At 71.0% G+C, this 17,435-nt stretch carries 12 protein-coding genes; 6 read left to right on the top strand and 6 right to left on the bottom strand.

All coding sequences use genetic code 11. The features are described from left to right. Positions 1–56: 56 nt before the first annotated feature. On the bottom strand, positions 57–950 hold the full coding sequence (locus RIF65_RS11100) for a LysR family transcriptional regulator (RefSeq protein WP_309065602.1): 894 nt from the start codon (positions 948–950) through the stop codon (positions 57–59). A 255-nt stretch (positions 951–1,205) separates the two neighbouring features. Here RIF65_RS11100 and RIF65_RS11095 point away from each other — a divergent pair, with 255 nt between their 5' ends. Further along, positions 1,206–4,688 (top strand): bifunctional proline dehydrogenase/L-glutamate gamma-semialdehyde dehydrogenase, encoded by a 3,483-nt coding sequence (locus tag RIF65_RS11095; RefSeq protein ID WP_309065601.1) that lies wholly within the window; start codon positions 1,206–1,208, stop codon positions 4,686–4,688. Positions 4,689–4,729: 41 nt separating this feature from the next. Here RIF65_RS11095 and RIF65_RS11090 read toward each other — a convergent pair whose 3' ends face one another. Beyond that, on the bottom strand, positions 4,730–5,095 hold the full coding sequence (locus RIF65_RS11090) for a DoxX family protein (RefSeq protein WP_309065600.1): 366 nt from the start codon (positions 5,093–5,095) through the stop codon (positions 4,730–4,732). Between the two features lie 143 nt (positions 5,096–5,238). Continuing rightward, entirely contained in the window at positions 5,239–6,684 is a 1,446-nt protein-coding gene (locus tag RIF65_RS11085) for a carboxylesterase/lipase family protein (RefSeq protein WP_309065599.1), read from the bottom strand. A gap of 209 nt (positions 6,685–6,893) precedes the next feature. Here RIF65_RS11085 and RIF65_RS11080 point away from each other — a divergent pair, with 209 nt between their 5' ends. From RIF65_RS11080 to RIF65_RS11060, 5 genes are all read left to right on the top strand, one after another. Then, positions 6,894–8,045, top strand: coding sequence for an ABC transporter ATP-binding protein (locus RIF65_RS11080; RefSeq protein WP_309065598.1), 1,152 nt, complete (start codon positions 6,894–6,896; stop codon positions 8,043–8,045). Between the two features lie 99 nt (positions 8,046–8,144). Beyond that, entirely contained in the window at positions 8,145–9,326 is a 1,182-nt protein-coding gene (locus tag RIF65_RS11075) for a polyamine ABC transporter substrate-binding protein (protein WP_309065597.1), read from the top strand. Continuing rightward, positions 9,319–10,242 carry an ABC transporter permease gene (locus RIF65_RS11070; RefSeq protein WP_309065596.1) on the top strand — a complete coding sequence of 308 codons (924 nt, stop codon included), beginning with the start codon at positions 9,319–9,321 and terminating at the stop codon, positions 10,240–10,242. The genes RIF65_RS11075 and RIF65_RS11070 overlap by 8 nt, the downstream gene beginning before the upstream one ends. Beyond that, positions 10,239–11,099: an ABC transporter permease gene (locus RIF65_RS11065; RefSeq protein WP_309065595.1), complete on the top strand. Its 861-nt coding sequence runs from the start codon at positions 10,239–10,241 to the stop codon at positions 11,097–11,099. Before RIF65_RS11070 ends, RIF65_RS11065 begins: the two co-directional genes overlap by 4 nt. A 1-nt stretch (position 11,100) precedes the next feature. Continuing rightward, the gene (locus tag RIF65_RS11060; protein ID WP_309065594.1) at positions 11,101–12,768 is read left to right on the top strand and encodes an amidohydrolase; all 1,668 of its coding nucleotides are present in this window, start codon (positions 11,101–11,103) and stop codon (positions 12,766–12,768) included. 366 nt (positions 12,769–13,134) lie between these two features. Here the strand turns inward: RIF65_RS11060 and RIF65_RS11055 are convergent, their stop codons facing one another. From RIF65_RS11055 to RIF65_RS11045, 3 genes are read right to left on the bottom strand one after another with little or no spacing between them, the layout of a single operon-like run. Continuing rightward, positions 13,135–14,520: an aspartate aminotransferase family protein gene (locus RIF65_RS11055; protein ID WP_309065593.1), complete on the bottom strand. Its 1,386-nt coding sequence runs from the start codon at positions 14,518–14,520 to the stop codon at positions 13,135–13,137. Further along, on the bottom strand, positions 14,517–15,926 hold the full coding sequence (locus RIF65_RS11050; protein WP_309065592.1) for an aspartate aminotransferase family protein: 1,410 nt from the start codon (positions 15,924–15,926) through the stop codon (positions 14,517–14,519). Before RIF65_RS11050 ends, RIF65_RS11055 begins: the two co-directional genes overlap by 4 nt. Before the next feature lie 21 nt (positions 15,927–15,947). Next, entirely contained in the window at positions 15,948–17,435 is a 1,488-nt protein-coding gene (locus RIF65_RS11045; protein ID WP_309065591.1) for a CoA-acylating methylmalonate-semialdehyde dehydrogenase, read from the bottom strand.

Genomic DNA, 17,435 nt, shown 5'->3' with positions numbered 1-17,435 from the left:
CCGCCCGCCGCCGGCCGCCCGGATGCCACCGCGCGGCCGGCCGGCGGATGCCGCGCTCACCCCGTCGCGTTGCGATGCGAGGCGAGCGCCTCGGACAGTGCGGCGCGCAGCGCGCGGATGCCGTCGGCTTCACGCGCCACGCTGCGCACCGCGGTGAACACCTCGCGCACCGGGTCGCCGGGGAGCGGCGCGAGAGCGACCTCCGGGGGACGGTCGCCCCAGATCAGGTCGGGCAGCATGCCGACGGCGTGACCGGCCGCGACCAGGCGCACATGCGCCGTGAGGTCGGTCGCTTCGAACCGCACGTCCGGTTCGAAGCCGGCGGCCCGGCACTGCTGCACCGCCCACTGTCGGGCGGCGGTGCCGGGCGGCTCCATGACCCAGGCGCGGTCGCGCAGCGCGGCGAGCTCCACGGGCTCTTCGTGCGGGGGCAGGACGATCCGGATCGGGTCGCGGCCGAGCAGCTCGTGCTTCACCCCGTCCCGCAGTTCGCGGGTGTGCCCGGGGTACTGCTCCGCGATCACGAGGTCGAAGCGTCGCGCCGCCAGCTCGAACAGACCCTCCTCCGGTGCGATCTCGGAAACCTCGACGCGAAGCTGCGGCATCCGCTCGGCCAGCAGGGTGAGTGCCGCCGGGACGATCGTCTGGGCGGCGGTGGGCATGGCGGCCATCCGCACCGGCTCGAGGCCGCCGTGCGCGGAGAGTGCGGCGCGGGCGGCCTCGTCGAGTTCCAGCGCCCTGGCGGCATGCTCGGCGAGCTGCCGGCCGTGCGGGGTGAGCCGCACGCGGCGCCCGTCCGGCTCGAGCAGCGCCACTCCCGCGTCGCGCTCCAGGAGCGACAGCTGCTGCGACACCGTCGACGGGCTGTACGACAGGTTCGCCGCGACCTCGGCGATCGTCCCCCGAAGCGCCAGCTCGTGCAGCATCCGCAGTCTCCGCAGATCGAACACCCGTCTTCCCCTCTCTCGTCTCGTCTTCCCCGTCTCTCTGGGGCGTTTGGGGCGGATTATCGCGTTTGGGGCGGTGCGCACCCGCCCCAAACGCGAAAATCCGCCCCAAACCCGAGGAGGGTGGGGAACGTGACCCGAAACATTCGCGATACCCGAACATTATCCGTCGAAAATCATCGCTTTTATTGGAGGGTTGCGAAGAGGATGCTGGAGACATCCCCTGCGGCGACCGCCGCGCACCCGAGTGGAGCCCCCATGACCGACATCGCCCCCCTCAGCACCCCGTCCGCCGAGCTGGCCGACCTGGCCGACGACGCCGTCGCGCTCGTCCGCCGCTGGCTCGCCGAAAGCCGCGACGTGCCGGTGGATGCCGCCGCGCAGCGCCTCGCCGGCGTGCTGCGCGACCCGAACGGCCTGGACTTCACCGTCGGCTTCGTGGACGGCGTCGTCCGCCCCGAGGACAAGCGGGTGGCGGCGCGCAAGCTGCGTGAGATCGTTCCGCTCACCCCGAAGTTCCTGCCCCTGCCGCTGCGGGCCGCGATCGGCCTGGGCGGCGCCGTCGCCCCGATCCTGCCCGGCGTCGTGGTGCCGATCAGCCGCCGCGTGCTGCGGCAGATGGTGCGCCACCTCATCGTCGACGCGCGCGACGAGAAGCTCGGCGCCGCCATCAAGCACATCCGTGAGACCCAGGGCGTGAAGCTCAACATCAACCTGCTCGGCGAGGCCATCCTCGGCCGCGAGGAGGCCAAGCGACGCCTCGACGGCACCCGCCGCCTGCTGCAGCGCGACGACGTGGACTACGTGTCCATCAAGGTCTCCTCCACCGTCGCCCCGCACAGCCCGTGGGCGTTCGACGACGCGGTCGCGCACGCGGCCGAGGCACTGCTGCCGCTGTACCGCATCGCCGCCCGCCCGGCGGCAGGCTCAGGCGCGCAGAAGTTCATCAACCTCGACATGGAGGAGTACAAGGACCTCGACCTCACGATCGCGGTCTTCACCAGCATCCTCGACCGTCCGGAGTTCAAGAACCTCGAGGCCGGCATCGTGCTGCAGGCGTACCTGCCCGACGCGCTCGGCGCCATGATGCGGCTGCAGGAGTGGGCGGCGGCCCGCGTCGCCGACGGCGGCGCCCCCATCAAGGTGCGCGTCGTGAAGGGCGCCAACCTGCCGATGGAGAAGGTCGACGCCGAATCCCACGGCTGGCCGCTCGCCACCTGGTCGACCAAGCAGGAGTCCGACTCCTCCTACAAGGCCGTGCTCGACTACGCGCTGCGCCCCGAGCACGTGAGCAACGTCCGCATCGGCGTCGCCGGCCACAACCTGTTCGACATCGCCCTGGCGTGGCTGCTCGCCGAGCGGCGCGGACTCACGTCGACAGGCTCGGCGACCCAGCCGGTCGACTTCGAGATGCTGCTCGGCATGGCGTCCGCCCAGGCCGAGGTGGTCAAGCGCACTGTCGGCTCGCTGCTGCTGTACACGCCGGTCGTGCACCCCGGGGAGTTCGACGTCGCGATCGCGTACCTGATCCGCCGCCTCGAAGAGGGCGCGTCGCACGAGAACTTCATGTCGGCGGTGTTCGACCTCGACTCCGACCCCGCGCTGTTCGAGCGTGAGAAGGAGCGCTTCCTGGCATCCGTCCGCACCATCCCGACCGAGGTGCCGCAGCCGAACCGCACCCAGAATCGGCAGCTGCCCCCTCAGGCCGGCCCTCGTGACGGGTTCGCGAACACTCCCGACACCGACCCGAGCCTGGCGCCGAACCGGGAGTGGGCCGACGGCATCCGTGCCCGCATGAAGGGCTCCACGCTGGGCGACGACACCGTCGCAGCCAACACCCTGCGCAGCGCCGAGCAACTCGACGAGCGCATCGCGACCGCGGTGGCGGCCGGCGAGGCGTGGCGCGCGCTCGGCGCCGACGGTCGTGCCGAGATCCTGCACCGCGCCGGCGACGTGCTCGAGGCGCGTCGCGCCGAACTGCTCGAGGTGATGGGCTCCGAGGCGGGCAAGGTCATCGAGCAGGGTGACCCGGAAGTGTCCGAGGCCATCGACTTCGCGCACTACTACGCAGAGTCCGCCCGCACCCTGGTCCACGTCGACGGTGCGACCATGCGGCCGGTCGGCCTTACCGTCGTCACCCCGCCGTGGAACTTCCCCGTCGCGATCCCGGCCGGCTCGGTGCTGTCGGCGCTCGCCACCGGATCCCCGGTGATCATCAAGCCCGCCCGCCAGGCGCGCCGCTCCGGAGCCGTCATGGTCGAGGCGCTGTGGGAGGCGGGTGTTCCCCGCGAGGTGCTGCAGTACGTGCAGCTCGAGGGTCGTGAGCTCGGCACCAAGCTGGTCAGCGACCCCGCCGTCGGGCGCGTGATCCTCACCGGTGGTTTCGAGACCGCCGAGCTGTTCCGCAGCTTCCGCCCCGATCTGCCGTTGCTCGCCGAGACGAGCGGCAAGAACGCCATCATCGTGACCCCGTCGGCCGACCTGGACCTGGCAGCCAAGGACGTCGCCTACTCCGCGTTCGGTCACGCCGGGCAGAAGTGCTCGGCGGCGTCGCTGGTCGTGCTCGTCGGGTCGGTCGCGAGATCCGAGCGGTTCCGCCGCCAGCTGGTCGACGCCGTCCGGGCGTACGAGGTCGGCGACCCGAGCGACGGCTCGAACCGCATCGGCCCGCTGATCGGGCCCGCCGAGGGCAAGCTCCTCGGCGCACTCACCACCCTGCACCCGGGGCAGTCGTGGCTGCTCGAGCCGGAGAAGCTCGACGACGCGGGGCAGCTCTGGCGTCCCGGCATCCGCGACGGCGTGCAGCGCGGCAGCGAGTTCCACCGCGTCGAGTACTTCGGTCCGGTGCTCGGCATCATGACCGCCGAGACGCTCAACGAGGCGATCGACATCGTCAACGACATCGAGTACGGGCTGACCTCGGGCCTGCACTCACTCGACGAGGACGAGATCCAGCAGTGGCTCGCGCGCATCGAGGCCGGAAACGTGTACGTCAACCGCGGCACCACCGGCGCGATCGTGCAGCGTCAGCCGTTCGGCGGCTGGAAGAAGTCCGTCGTCGGTGCCGGCGCCAAGGCGGGTGGCCCGAACTACCTCGTCGGCCTCGCCGACTGGGCGGATGCCGCGGTCTCGACCACGCGTCCGCTCGACGAGCTCGGTCTCAGTGCCGTGCGCCTCGCCGAGTCGGTCGCGAAGACGGACGCCGGCTGGCTGCGTGGCGCGCTGGCCACCGACATCGACGCGTGGGCGGAGGAGTTCGGTGTCGTCCGCGACGCCACCGGGCTCGTCACCGAGCACAACGCGCTGCGCTACCAGGCGCTGCCCGTCACCGTGCGGTTCGAGGGCGACCGGATCGCCGACCTGATCCGCGTGGTCGCCGCCGGCCTGCGCACCCGCTCCCTCGTCACCGTGAGCACCGCCGAGGCGCTGCCGTCGGCCGTCACCACCTGGCTCGGCGTCCACGACGTCGCCGTGGCGACCGAGGATGCCGCGGCGTGGGCCGCGCATGCCCGCCGCCTCGCCGCCGCCGGCGGACGGGTGCGGCTCATCGGAGCGGATGCCGGGGAGACGGCATCCGCAGTGAACGGTGCACCCGGTCTGGCGATCTACGCCAACCCGGTCGTGTCGGCCGGCCGCGTCGAGATGCTCGCGTTCCTGCGCGAGCAGGCCGTATCGGTCACCGCTCACCGCTTCGGCACGCCGCACCGCTACGACATCCCGATGCTCGATCCGGTGCGCTGACCCGCCCGCCGCGACGCTCGCCCCCGCGGAGGCGGCGGTCGTCAGCCGAGGAGCAGGATCCCGAGTACCGCCACCCCGGCGGACGCGACGGCCAGCACCAGCGGAACCATGAACGTCTCGTCACGGCGGGTGTGCGTGGCGACCGCGCCCGCCATGAGCACGGTGAGGGCGGCTGCGGCGACCGGGCTGAGCACGGCGGCGATTCCGGTCAGCATCGGCACGATCAGCCCGACAGCCCCCATGATCTCGGCCACGCCGATCAGCTTCACCTGGCCATCCGTGAAATCGTCGACGTACCTCATCCCCGAGGCCGCGAGCGCCGGTCGGGAACGGACCAGTTTCGTCGCACCTGCCGCCAGGAACAGTGCGGCGAGCGCGCCGGCCACGACCCAGTAGGCGAACCACATGGTGATGTCTCCTCTCAAGCACCTCGTCGAGGCGCTTCCTGAGGAGGCAACGTACGGTGGCGCACATCCGCGCGCCGCCGCCCGCGGGCGACATCCGGCGTCGCGCGACGACGACCCCGGTCGAGGCGTCGCCGCCGCGCCGGTCAGGCCAGCGGCAGCGCGTCGTCGTACGCAGCGTTGGAGATGGCGGGAGAGTCGCCGAACACCCGCGTCGTGCCCGGATCCGACCGCCACGTCGGCCAACCGGGTTCGTGCTCGGTCACGAACGCGACCGCCGCGCCGTGCATCTCGTCGGCCAGTCCCTGGGGAGGGTCGTCCCCGGCGATCGAGGCGACGTGCGGCTCGTCGAGGCAGTCGAACCAGAACGGCACGTCGAGGCAGTGGCACGACCAGCCCATCACCGGCGACACCCAGGCGAATCGGTACACCCAGGTCGGCGCAGGGCCCCTCGCCTCGGCGACCCGCACGACGAGCGAACGGAACACGCGGTCCGACACGTATCGCCCCAGCAACGCGGCCGTGCTGCGCCGCCGGTTCGCGGTGAACCACGCTCGCGCCCGTCGGCGGTCGGTGGCGATCAGGCGCAGGGCCACCATCGCGGGGACGAAGCGCAGCGCGCGCGGCGCCTCGGCGTCCAGCATCATGGTGAACTCGTCGTCGGTGGCGCCCAGCAGCAGCGGCTTGTCCGCACCGATCCCGGCCGCGATCGACCGCACCGTGGGCTGCTCGATGAGCTCGCCGTCCACCACCGGACCCCAGGGCAGCCCGTCGTGCAGGGCCGCGGTGGTGGCGGCGAGGCGCCTCTTGCCCAGCAGGGACGCCTCGTACTGGCGGCGGGTGAAGTCGCGTTCGGATGCCGAACGGTAGCCCTCCGCTGTCGGCTCGACGCCGGCCAGAGCTGCCAGGCGGATGCTGCGGCGCTCGGCCAGATCGTGGGGGATGTCGCCGAGTGCCGCGGAGTTGGCGATCGCGGCGTGGAACAGGTGCTGCGCCTTCGGCATCCCGAGCAGGGTGAGGACCGCGCCGCCGCCGGCGGACTGACCGGCGATCGTGACGCGGCCGGGGTCGCCGCCGAACGCGGCGATGTTGCGCTGCACCCACTCCAGCGCAGCCATCCAATCCCGCACCCCGCGGTTGGCGGGGGCGCCGGGCACGATGCCGAAGCCGTCGAACCCGAGCCGGTACGACACGGTGACGGTCACGACCCCGTCGCGGTTGTAAGCGCGGCCGTCGTACCAGGGGCTCGCCGGGGAGCCTGCCGAATAGCCGCCGCCGTGGATCCACACCAGCACGGGGCGGGCAGCTGCGTCCGCGGCGGGGGTGAACACATTCACGTTCAGCGTGCTCGATCCCGGCACGCTGGGCTCCGGGATCAGCGCGTTCGGTTCCGGGCGGCGCTGCGGCGTCGCGCCGTACTCGGTCGCGTCGCGCACGTCGGTCCACGGCTTCACCGGCTGCGGAGGCTGGAAGCGGCGGGCGCCGGTCGGCGGAGCCGCGAACGGGATGCCCAGGAAGGCGATGCTCCCGTCCTCCCGGCGCGTGCCGCGCACCGGTCCTTCCACGGTCCGCACGACCAGTGCCTCGCTCATAGCATCACCCCTGCGTCCAGTATTGCGGGCGGCGGGCCGGATCGCGCACGCTGCTGGCGGCGGGACCGTGATTCGGATGTATCCGTTGCATATCTCAGGTCAAGCAACGGATCTCGTCGCGTTTTGCGGATACTTCTTCGTTTTTCGGTTTCGTCGGCGTTCTGCATGTGGTTGACTGTCTGCACGGCATTCCTCGACGTGGAGGGTTCATGGGTGAAAAGGTGACGCGCCAGGGCGGCGACACACGAACGGGCGCAGTCGAGATCGCCTCCGTCACGAAGTCTTACGGCGATGCCGTCGCCGTCGACAATCTGTCGCTGTCGATCGAGTCCGGCGAGTTCCTCTCGCTGCTGGGGCCGTCCGGATGCGGCAAGACCACGACCCTCCGCATGATCGCCGGTTTCGAGCACCCGGACGACGGCGATATCCGCATCTCCGGCCGCAGCGTGCTCGGCCTGCCCCCGCATCGCCGCGAGGTGAACACGGTCTTCCAGGCCTATGCCCTGTTCCCGCACATGACCGTCGCCGAGAACGTCGCCTACGGTCTGCAGCAGCGCCGCGTGCCCAAGGCTGAGCAGCGCGAGAGGGTGGCCGCTGCGCTCGACATGGTGCAGCTGCGCCGGTTCGCCGACCGCAAGCCGACCCAGCTGTCCGGGGGACAGCAGCAGCGCATCGCGCTGTCGAGGGCGCTCATCAACCGGCCGAGCGTGCTACTGCTCGACGAGCCCCTGGCTGCTCTCGACCGCCAGCTGCGCGAGGAGATGCAGGTGGAGTTGAAGCTCCTGCAGGCGCGCCTCGGCACCACCTTCGTGTTCGTCACCCACGATCAGGGCGAGGCGCTCTCGATGAGCGACCGGATCGCGGTCATGCGCAACGGCCGCATCGAGCAGCTCGACGCGCCATCCAACATCTACGCCGAACCGGCATCCGCGTACGTCGCCTCCTTCATCGGCCAGCAGAACTTCCTCCGCGGCACCGCGCGGAACGGGGATGCCGTCGAGACCGACCACGGAACGTTCGAGGGGCGCTGGGGCGGCGAGCGGGTGGCGCCGGGCGAGCAGGCGCTCGCCGCGATCCGGCCGGAGTTCATCCGGCTGGAGACCGAATCGACGGCGGGCCCTGGCGTGGACGGGCGTGTGCTCGGTGTCTCCCACCTGGGTGAGATCCTGCAGGTCGTGGTCGGCATCGGCGACGGGCAGACCCTGCTCGTACGCACGCCCGCTCCCACCGCGCCGAGAGTCCGCGAGGACGACTCTGTGCGCTGCACGTGGTCGCCCAGCGACGTGCGCCTGTTCGCCGCCGAAGGCGTCCCGACCACGGCGACGCACGTCATCGCCCTCCCCGACACCGCCCGCGCCTGATCCGGAACCAGCAGGCTCCAGACCGCCACCACAGCCCGAACGCCACGCCACAGCCACCACAGCCCGAACGCCCGACCGAACGCACGAAGGAGTGCTCCCATGAACGACGCACACGGTCTCCGCATCCTCGCCGACAGCAGCCTCGCACCGGTCCTGCGGCATCAGCTCACCCGGCGCGGGTTCATCGGCACGCTCGCCGCGCTCGGCGCGGCCGGCGTGCTCACCGCCTGCTCTCCCGGCGGGAAGGGCGCCCCGGCACCGCAGGCCACCGGCGGCGACATCGAGAAGACCCTGTCGGTGTACAGCTGGGGCGAGTACGACGCCCCGGAGGTCGTTGAGGCGTTCACGAACGAGCACGGGGCGAAGGTCGTCATGGACACGTTCGCCTCGAACGAGGAGATGATCGCCAAGCTCGTCGCCGCGAAGGGAACCAGCGGCTACGACCTCGTGGTGCCGACCGGCACGTTCATCCCGCAGATGATCGAGAACGGCCTGCTCGCCAAGCTCAACACGGACCTCATCCCCAACATCGAGCACATGGACCCGGCCTTCCTGGGCCGCGAATGGGACCCGGAGAACGAGTACTCGATCTGCAAGGCGTGGGGCACCACCGGCTTCGTCTACGACAAGACGGTCATCACCCGCGAGTTGAAGACCTGGTCCGACTTCATCGACGCAGCCCAGAACGAGGCGTCGGGCAAGACCTCGCTGCTGGACGACCCGGCGGAACTCACCGGGCTCTACTTCTGGGCGAACGGCATCGACTGGACCACCACCGACGCCGAGCACTTGGACGCCTGCGAGAAGTTCCTCGTCGAGGAGCTGGCCCCGCACGTCTCGGCGTTCGACTCGTATCCGGGCGGCAGCGCCATCCCGCAGGCCTCGCACGTGCTGCTGCAGGCGTGGAACGGCGACGCCCGCATCGGCATGCTCGAGTCCCCCGACCCCGACCGCTGGCAGTGGGTTCTCGGCGCCCCGGACACCGAGATCTGGATGGACAACTGGGCGCTCGCCGCCGGTGCGCCGCATCCCGAGGCGGCGCACGCGTTCCTGAACTACATCCTGACGCCCGAGAATCAGCTCACGCAGGTGGACTACATCGGCTACCACACCGGCGCCAAGGGCATCAAGCAGGCGGCGGAGGAAGCAGGCGTCGAGCGGCTCGACATGATCTTCTTCACCGAGGAGCAGATCGCCACCATGCACGAGGGCGCCGTCACCGAGGCGCAGGAGCGCATCGTCGACATCTGGAACAAGACGAAGGCCGCGGCCGGTGCGTAGCCCGCGCTTCACGCTGGCGCTGCCCGCGTGGGCGTGGCTCGTCGTCTTCTTCGTCGCGCCGATCGCGATGGTGGTCTGGTTCAGCTTCGGCTACAAACCGGGCATCTTCGGCACCCACGCGAACGACCGCCTCTCGTTCGACCGGTACGTCGAGGCGCTCTCCCCGACGTTCTTCGCCACCTTTCAGAACACGCTGTGGGTCGGCATCGCCGGCACCGTGCTGTGCCTGCTGATCGGTCTTCCGGTCGCGTACTGGATGGCGGTGAAGGTTCCCGCCGAGCGCCGCGGACTGCTGCTCGCCCTGGTCATGGTGCCGTTCTGGACCAATTTCCTGGTGCGCACCCTCGGCTGGCAGGTCGTGCTCGCCCCGGAGGGGTGGCTGTCGTCGCTGCTGCAGGGAGCCGGGCTCACCGACGGCCCCCTCGAGATCCTGTACACCCGCTCGGCGGTGCTCATCGGCGTCGTCTACAACTACCTGCCGCTGATGATCCTGCCGCTGTTCGTCACGTTCGACCGCGTCGGCGCCCCGCTGCGCGAGGCGAGCAAGGACCTCGGCGCCGGTGCGGCGGCGACGTTCCTGCGCGTCACCGTGCCCCTCGCGCGCCCCGGGATCATCGCCGGCGTGCTGCTGGTCTTCATCCCGCTGATGGGCGACTACATCACCGCGACCGTGCTCGGCGGCGCACAGGGGAACATGATCGGCCAGCTGGTGGCGAGCCAGTTCGGCACCGCGCAGAACTGGGCGCTCGGCTCGGCGATGGCGGTGCTGCTGATCGTCGTGATCGCGCTGACCGTCGGGATCGCGGGCGCCGTGCTGTGGCTGGTGTCGCTGCCGTTCCGGCTGCGCGGCCGGCTGGTGCTCGGCCCCGAGCCGGCAGAGGCGGCCCCGCGCCCCGTGCTGAAGGAGGCCGTATGAACGCCCGCACCCGACGGCCGCGGAGCAGCGCCGGCGACCGGATCCTGACCGCCTGGGCCGTGCTCGTGTTCGCCTTCCTGTTCCTGCCGATCGTCGTGATCGTGATCTCGTCGTTCAACTCCGGCCGCCTGCTGGTCGCCTGGGACGGGTTCAGCCTGGCGCCGTTCGCGGCGCTCGTCGAGCGGCCGGTGATCCGCGAGGCGGTGATGGTGTCTCTGCGCACCGGCCTGATCGCCGCATTGCTCGCCTCGCTGCTCGGCACCCTCGCCGGTATCGCGATGGCCAGGCGGCCCGGCCGCTGGGCGTGGTGGTTCCTGGGGCTGCTGCTGCTCGTGTCCGTCACCCCCGAGATCGTGGACGCGATCGCGCTGCTGCCGTGGCTGGTGTTCCTCGGCCACGACCTGGGCATGCCGCTGTTCAACGACGGCACCGTGCGGCTCGTGGTGGGGCACTCGCTGTTCTCGATCGCGATCGTGTCGTACATCGTGCGGGCCCGTCTCGTGGGCCAGGACGCGCGGCTGGAGGAGGCATCGGGCGACCTGTACGCGACGCCGCTGCGCACCTTCTGGAAGGTGACCCTGCCGCTGGCCATGCCAGCCGTCCTCGCAGGCTTCCTGCTGTCGTTCACGCTCAGCCTGGACAACACCATCGTGTCGGCGTTCGTGCAGGTGTCCGGCACCACCCCGTGGCCGGTGTACGTGCTCAGCTCGCTGCGCAGCGGCCTGCGCCCAGAGATCGCCGCCGTATCGACGGTGATGCTCGTGCTCACCCTGATCGCACTGGGCCTGGTGGCGCTGGTGCTCAAGCGCGCCGGCGACTCCGCCGCGCAGATCGCCCGCACCATGGCTGGAGGCTGACATGCACGCCGATCTCGTCTTCACCGGCGGCGCCTACGGCGGCCGCGTCTTCCTCTCGGATGCGTCGCGCGGCCGTGGCGATGCGGTGGCGGTCCGCGACGGCCGGATCGTCGCGGTGGGACGGGATGCCGTCGAGCTGGCCGGACCGTCCACCCAGGTCGTGGACCTGGACGGCCGGCTGCTCGTGCCCGGGTTCCAGGACGCCCACGTGCATCCGCTCTGGGGCGGACTGGACATCCTGCGCTGCGACCTGGCCGACGTCGGCACGCAGGAGGCGTACCTCGATCGCATCCGCTCCTATGCGGCCGCCCGGCCGGAAGACGAGTGGATCCTCGGCGGCGGCTGGCAGATGTCGGCGTTCCCCGGCGGCACGCCCACCGCGGCCGTGCTCGACACGGCGGTCGCCGACCGGCCCGCGTTCCTGCCGAACCGCGACGGGCACGGGGCGTGGGTGAACACGCGGGCCCTGCAGCTCGCCGGCATCACCCGCGACACCCCTGACCCGGCCGACGGCCGCATCGAGCGCGACGCCGACGGGAACCCGACCGGCACCCTGCACGAGGGCGCGATGGGGCTGGTGAACCGGCTGCTCCCGGCGGAGCCGCCGGAGCGGCTGCGGGAGGCTCTCGCGGTGGGGCAGCGGCACCTGCACTCGTTCGGCATCACCGCCTGGCAGGATGCCATCGTCGGCACGCAGTACGGCGACGCCGGCGACCCGCTGCCGGTCTACCTCGCCGCCGCCGAGGCGGGGGAGCTGTCCGCCCGCGTCGTCGGGTCGCTGTGGTGGGACCGCAACCGCGGCCTCGAGCAGATCGACGACCTCGTCGCCATGCGCGAGGCCGGCCGGGTGGGCCGATTCGCCGCCACGAGCATCAAGATCATGCAGGACGGCGTCGCCGAGAACTTCACCGCGTCGATGCTGGAGTCGTACTGCGACGGGCACGGCCACCGCACCGGCAACACCGGCATCTCGTTCGTCGAGGCCGAGCTGCTGAAGGAGGCCGCCGCGCGGCTCGACGCGCTGGGCTTCACCCTGCACTTCCACGCGATCGGCGACCGCGCCGTGCGCGAGTGCCTGGACGCGGTGGAGGAGGCGCTGCGCCGCAACGGCCCGCGCGGCAACCCGCATCACCTCGCACACCTCCAGGTGGTGCACCCCGACGACGTGCCCCGGTTCCGCCGGCTCGGGGTGACGGCGAACATGCAGATGCTGTGGGCGACCCTGGAGCCACAGATGGTCGAGCTCACGCTGCCGTTCCTGGGTGAAGAGCGCTCGAGCTGGCAGTACCCGTTCGGCGACCTGCTCCGCGCCGGCGCCGCTCTGGCGGCCGGCAGCGACTGGTCGGTGTCGACCCCCGATCCGCTCGCCGCGATCCACACGGCGGTGAACCGGCGCTCCGCGCCGTCGGAGCGGGAGGGTGACTACCCGGCGTTCCTGCCCGAGCAGGCCATCGATCTCGGCACCGCGTTGCAGGCGTACACGGCCGGGTCGGCCCGGGTGAACAGTCTGCCCGAGACCGGCAGCATCCGCCCCGGCATGCTGGCCGATCTGGCGCTGCTCGACCGCGACCCGTTCGACGGGCCGTCCGACGAGATCGGCGAGACCAGGGTGCTGGCCACCTGGGTGGAGGGTGAGCAGGTCTACGACGCCGACTCTCCCGATCGGTGAGGGACCCTGGCTCCCCCGGTCGTTTGAGCGAGGGTGCCCGGAGGGCGACAGAGACGAATTCCCCGGTCGTTGAGCGAGGGTGCCCGGAGGGCGACTGAGACGAAACGGTTCGTTGGTGGTGGGCGCGTTTCGTCTCGCTCCACCTGCGGCGGTGCTCGCTCAACGACCGGATGGGGGTGGCGGGAGTTTTCCCCTGGTCGTTGAGCGAGGGAGCCCGGAGGGCGACGGAGACGAAACGGTTCGTGGGTGTGGGGGCGTTTCGTCTCGCTCCGCCTGCGGCGGTGCTCGCTCGACGACCGGGAGCGGCGGCGCTGCTCGCTCAACGACCGGGAACTGCGGCGGTGCTCGCTCGACGACCGGGAACTGTCAGAGGAGGCGGGCCGCCCGGGTGAGGACGTCGCCGAGGATGCCGGTGATCTCGCGGAACTCGGCGGGGCCGATCGTGAGCGGCGGGGCGAGCTGGATCACGGGGTCTCCGCGGTCGTCCGCCCGGCAGTACAGGCCGGCGTCGAACAGCGCCTTCGACAGGAACCCGCGCAGCAGCCGCTCGGACTCGTCGGCGTCGAAGGTCTCCCTGTTGGCCTGATCCTTCACCAACTCGATCCCGAAGAAGTACCCGTCTCCGCGCACGTCGCCCACGATGGGCAGGTCTAGGAGGGTCTCCAGCTCGGCGCGGAACGCGGGCGAGTTCTCCCGCACCCGGGCGTTCAGATCCTCCTCCTCGAAGATGTCGAGGTTCTCCAGCGCGACGGCGGCCGACACCGGGTGCCCGCCGAACGTGTAGCCGTGCGGGAAGTACGTCTGCCCCTCGGCGAACGGCGCGTAGATGCGGTTCGAGACGATGGTCGCGCCGATCGGGGCGTACCCGCTCGTCATCGCCTTCGCACACGTGATCATGTCGGGCACGTAGCCGTACCCATCGCAGGCGAACATGTGCCCGAGCCGCCCGAACGCGCAGATCACCTCGTCCGACACCAGCAGCACGTCGTGCCGGTCGCAGATCTCCCGCACACGCTGGAAGTACCCGGGCGGGGCGGGGAAGCATCCGCCCGAGTTCTGCACCGGCTCCAGGAACACCGCGGCGACGGTGTCCGGCCCCTCGAACAGGATCATCTCCTCGATGCGGTCGGCGGCCCACCGGCCGAACGCCTCGGGGTCGTCGGCCGGCGCGCCCATCTCGGCGGCGCGGTAGAAGTTGGTGTTGGGCACCCGGAAGCCGCCAGGGGCGACCGGCTCGAACATCTCCTTCATCGCCGGGATGCCGGTGATCGCCAGTGCCCCGTGCGGAGTGCCGTGGTACGCGACCGCGCGGGAGATCACCTTGTGCTTGCCCGGCTTGCCGACGAGGCGCCAGTACTGCTTGGCGAGCTTGAACGCCGTCTCGACGGCCTCACCGCCGCCGGTGCTGAAGAACACCCGATCCAGGTCGCCGGGCGCGTACTCGGCGAGACGGTCGGCCAGCTCGATCGCCGACGGATGCGCATACGACCACAGCGGGAAGAACGCCAGCTCCTCGGCCTGCCGCGCGGCCGCCTGCGCGAGGCGCTTGCGGCCGTGACCGGCGTTGACCACGAACAGCCCAGCCAGCCCGTCGATGTAGCGGCGTCCGTCGGCGTCCCAGATGTGATGCCCCTCCCCGCGCGTGATGATCGGGACGTGCCCGTCGTGCATCGTGGACTGCCGGGTGAAGTGCATCCAGAGATGATCCGACGCCTGCTGCTGCCACGCCGCGTTCCGGCTCTGCTCGCTCATGCTGTGATCCTCACCTTCGCCGCTTCCGCGTGCCGGTCGGCCACGGTGAGAGCCTCATCGATCGCGGCGAGGCCCCGGACGAGCTCCTCCTCCGAGATCACCAGCGGCGGCGCGATGTGCGTGCGGTTGAAGTGCGTGAACGGCCACACGCCGGCCTGCTTGGCCGCCGCGGCGAAGTCGTTCATCGGTGCGGCATCCGCCCCGCTCGCGTTGAACGGCACCAGCGGCTCGCGGGTGTCCTTGTCGCGGACCAGCTCCACCGCCCAGAACAGGCCGCGGCCGCGCACCTCGCCGACGCTCGGGTGCGTGTCGACCCACGACCGCAGCATCGGCGCGACGACGCGCTCGCCGAGGTCGCGCACGCGCTCGAGGATGCCGTCGCGGCGGAACACCTCGAACGTCGCCACCCCGACCGCGCAGGCGAGCGGATGCCCGGAGTAGGTGAGTCCGCCCGGGAACGCGACGTCGTCGAAGTACGAGGCGACGCGCTCGGTGATCACCACACCGCCGAGCGGCACGTAACCGGAGTTGACGCCCTTCGCGAACGTGATCAGGTCGGGTCGCGCGTCGAAGGCGTCGATCGCGAACCATTCGCCCAGCCGGCCGAAGCCGACCATCACCTCGTCGGCGATGTACAGGATGCCGTGCCGGTCGCACAGCTCGCGCACCGCCTGCAGGTAGCCGGGCGGCGGGATCAGCACCCCGTTGGTGCCCACCACGGTCTCGATGATGATCGCCGCGATGGTGGACGGACCCTCCAGCAGGATCGTCTGCTCAAGGTGGGCGACGGCGCGCTCGCACTCCTGCTCGACGGTCTCGGAATGGAACGGCGAACGGTACGGGTACGGGCCGAAGAAGCGCACCGTGGCGATGTCGCTCGGGTCGTTCGCCCAGCGCCGCGGGTCGCCGGTCAGTGAGATGGCCGTCGCGGTGGAGCCGTGGTAGCTGCGGTACATCGACAGCACCTTGCGGCGGCCGGTGACCTGCCTGGCCATGCGCACCGCGTACTCGTTGGCCTCCGCTCCGCCGTTCGTGAAGAACACCTTCTGGAACCCCTCCGGCGCGACCTCGCAGATCAGCCGGGCCAGCTCCCCGCGGACGTCGTTCGCCACGGCGGGTTGGATCGTGGCGAGGCGCCCCGCCTGCCGCTGGAGGGCGGAGACGAGATCGGGATGCTGGTGGCCGAGGTTCAGATTGACCAGCTGGCTCGAGAAGTCGAGGTACGCGCGCCCCTGGTAGTCCCAGAAGGTGGATCCCTCGCCCGCGGCGACCGGCATCGGACCGATCCGGCCCTGCGCGCTCCAGGAGTGGAAGACGTGACCGCGATCGTCCGCGCGGACCCGCGCCTCGGCGTCCGGCGCGGGCAGCGGGTGGGTCACGCCGTGACGGTCGGTGAACTGTGCCATGTCGGTGCCCCGTCTCGTGCGTCAGTGGTTGCTCGGAAAGCCCAGGTCGACCTGGGCGGGCGTGTGGTCGGGCCAGTGGGTCGTGACGACCTTCGAGCGCGTGTAGAAGTGGATCGACTCGGGGCCGTAGATGTGCGAATCGCCGAACAGCGAGTTCTTCCAGCCGCCGAACGAGAAGGCGCCCACCGGCACCGGGATCGGCACGTTCACGCCCACCATGCCCACCTCGATGTCGAACTCGAACTGGCGGGCCGTGCCGCCGTCGCGGGTGAAGATCGCGGTGCCGTTGCCGAATGCGTTCGCGTTGATCAGGTCGACGGCCTCCTGATACGAGGCGACCCGTACCACCGCCAGCACAGGGCCGAAGATCTCGTCTTCGTACACCTTCATGCCGGGGCGCACGTCGTCGAGCAGCGAGACGCCGATGAAGAAGCCGTTGCCGTCGAAGGCCTTCCGCGTGCCGTCGACGACCACGGTCGCACCCTCGGCGGCCGCACCGGCGACGTACGAGGCGACCCGGTCGCGGTGCTCCCGGGTGATGAGCGGCCCCATCTCGCTCGCCGGGTCGGTGCCAGGCCCGATGCGCAGCTGCTCGATGCGTGAGCGGATGCCGTCCACGAGGTCGTCGGCGATGTCGCCGACCGCGACGAGCACCGACACCGCCATGCAGCGCTCGCCGGCCGAGCCGTAGGCGGCGGACACCGCGGCGGCCGCCGCCCCGTCGATGTCGGCGTCGGGCATGACGACCATGTGGTTCTTGGCCCCGCCGAGCGCCTGGACGCGCTTGCCGTTGGCCGAGGCGCGGCGGTAGATCGCCTCGGCGATCGGTGTCGAACCGACGAAGCTGATCGCGGCCACGTCCTTCGAATCCACCAGCGCGTCGACGGCCTCCCGGTCGCCGTTGATCACGTTGAGCACGCCGTCGGGCAGGCCAGCCTCCTGGAAGGCCTTCGCCAGCCAGATCGCCGCCGACGGATCCTTCTCGCTGGGCTTGAGCACCACCGTGTTGCCGCAGGCGATGGCGCTGGCGACCATCCACAGCGGCACCATGACGGGGAAGTTGAACGGGGTGATCGCCGCGACGACGCCGACCGGCTGCTTGACGGAGTGCACGTCGATCCCGCGGGAGACCTGCTCGGCGCGTTCGCCCTTCAGGTGGTGCAGCAGCCCCGCAGCGAACTCGACGTTCTCGATGCCGCGGGACACCTCGCCGGCGGCATCCGAGAGCACCTTGCCGTGCTCGCTGGTGACGATCGCGGCGAGCTCGTCGGTGCGATCCGCGAGGAGCTGCCGCAATCGGAAGAACACGTCGGCCCGCTTGATGAGGCTCGACGCCCGCCATGCCGGCTGTGCGGCCTTCGCTGCGGCGATGGCGCGCTCCACGTCCGCCGTCGACGCGGCCACGACCTCGCGGTGCTGTGCGCCGGTGGCGGGGTCGTACACGGGCAGGGTGCGGGTGGCGTCGCCGGTCTCCGCGCCGTCGATGATATGGCGGATGGTGGTGGTCAT

Origin of the sequence: Microbacterium sp. (genome assembly GCF_031180975.1) — a bacterium.
Classification (GTDB): Bacteria; Actinomycetota; Actinomycetes; order Actinomycetales; family Microbacteriaceae; genus Microbacterium.
The sequence above is the reverse complement of the archived record's forward strand: the minus strand, read 5'-3'. Positions and strand labels throughout refer to the sequence as shown.

Coding starts and splice junctions, on each gene's coding strand:
- RIF65_RS11090 (WP_309065600.1), bottom strand. CDS start 5,095: ATGTGGTTCGCCTACTGGGTCGTGGCCGGCGCGCTCGCCGCACTGTTC.
- RIF65_RS11080 (WP_309065598.1), top strand. CDS start 6,894: ATGGGTGAAAAGGTGACGCGCCAGGGCGGCGACACACGAACGGGCGCA.
- RIF65_RS11095 (WP_309065601.1), top strand. CDS start 1,206: ATGACCGACATCGCCCCCCTCAGCACCCCGTCCGCCGAGCTGGCCGAC.
- RIF65_RS11060 (WP_309065594.1), top strand. CDS start 11,101: ATGCACGCCGATCTCGTCTTCACCGGCGGCGCCTACGGCGGCCGCGTC.
- RIF65_RS11085 (WP_309065599.1), bottom strand. CDS start 6,684: ATGAGCGAGGCACTGGTCGTGCGGACCGTGGAAGGACCGGTGCGCGGC.
- RIF65_RS11065 (WP_309065595.1), top strand. CDS start 10,239: ATGAACGCCCGCACCCGACGGCCGCGGAGCAGCGCCGGCGACCGGATC.
- RIF65_RS11045 (WP_309065591.1), bottom strand. CDS start 17,435: ATGACCACCACCATCCGCCATATCATCGACGGCGCGGAGACCGGCGAC.
- RIF65_RS11055 (WP_309065593.1), bottom strand. CDS start 14,520: ATGAGCGAGCAGAGCCGGAACGCGGCGTGGCAGCAGCAGGCGTCGGAT.
- RIF65_RS11050 (WP_309065592.1), bottom strand. CDS start 15,926: ATGGCACAGTTCACCGACCGTCACGGCGTGACCCACCCGCTGCCCGCG.
- RIF65_RS11075 (WP_309065597.1), top strand. CDS start 8,145: ATGAACGACGCACACGGTCTCCGCATCCTCGCCGACAGCAGCCTCGCA.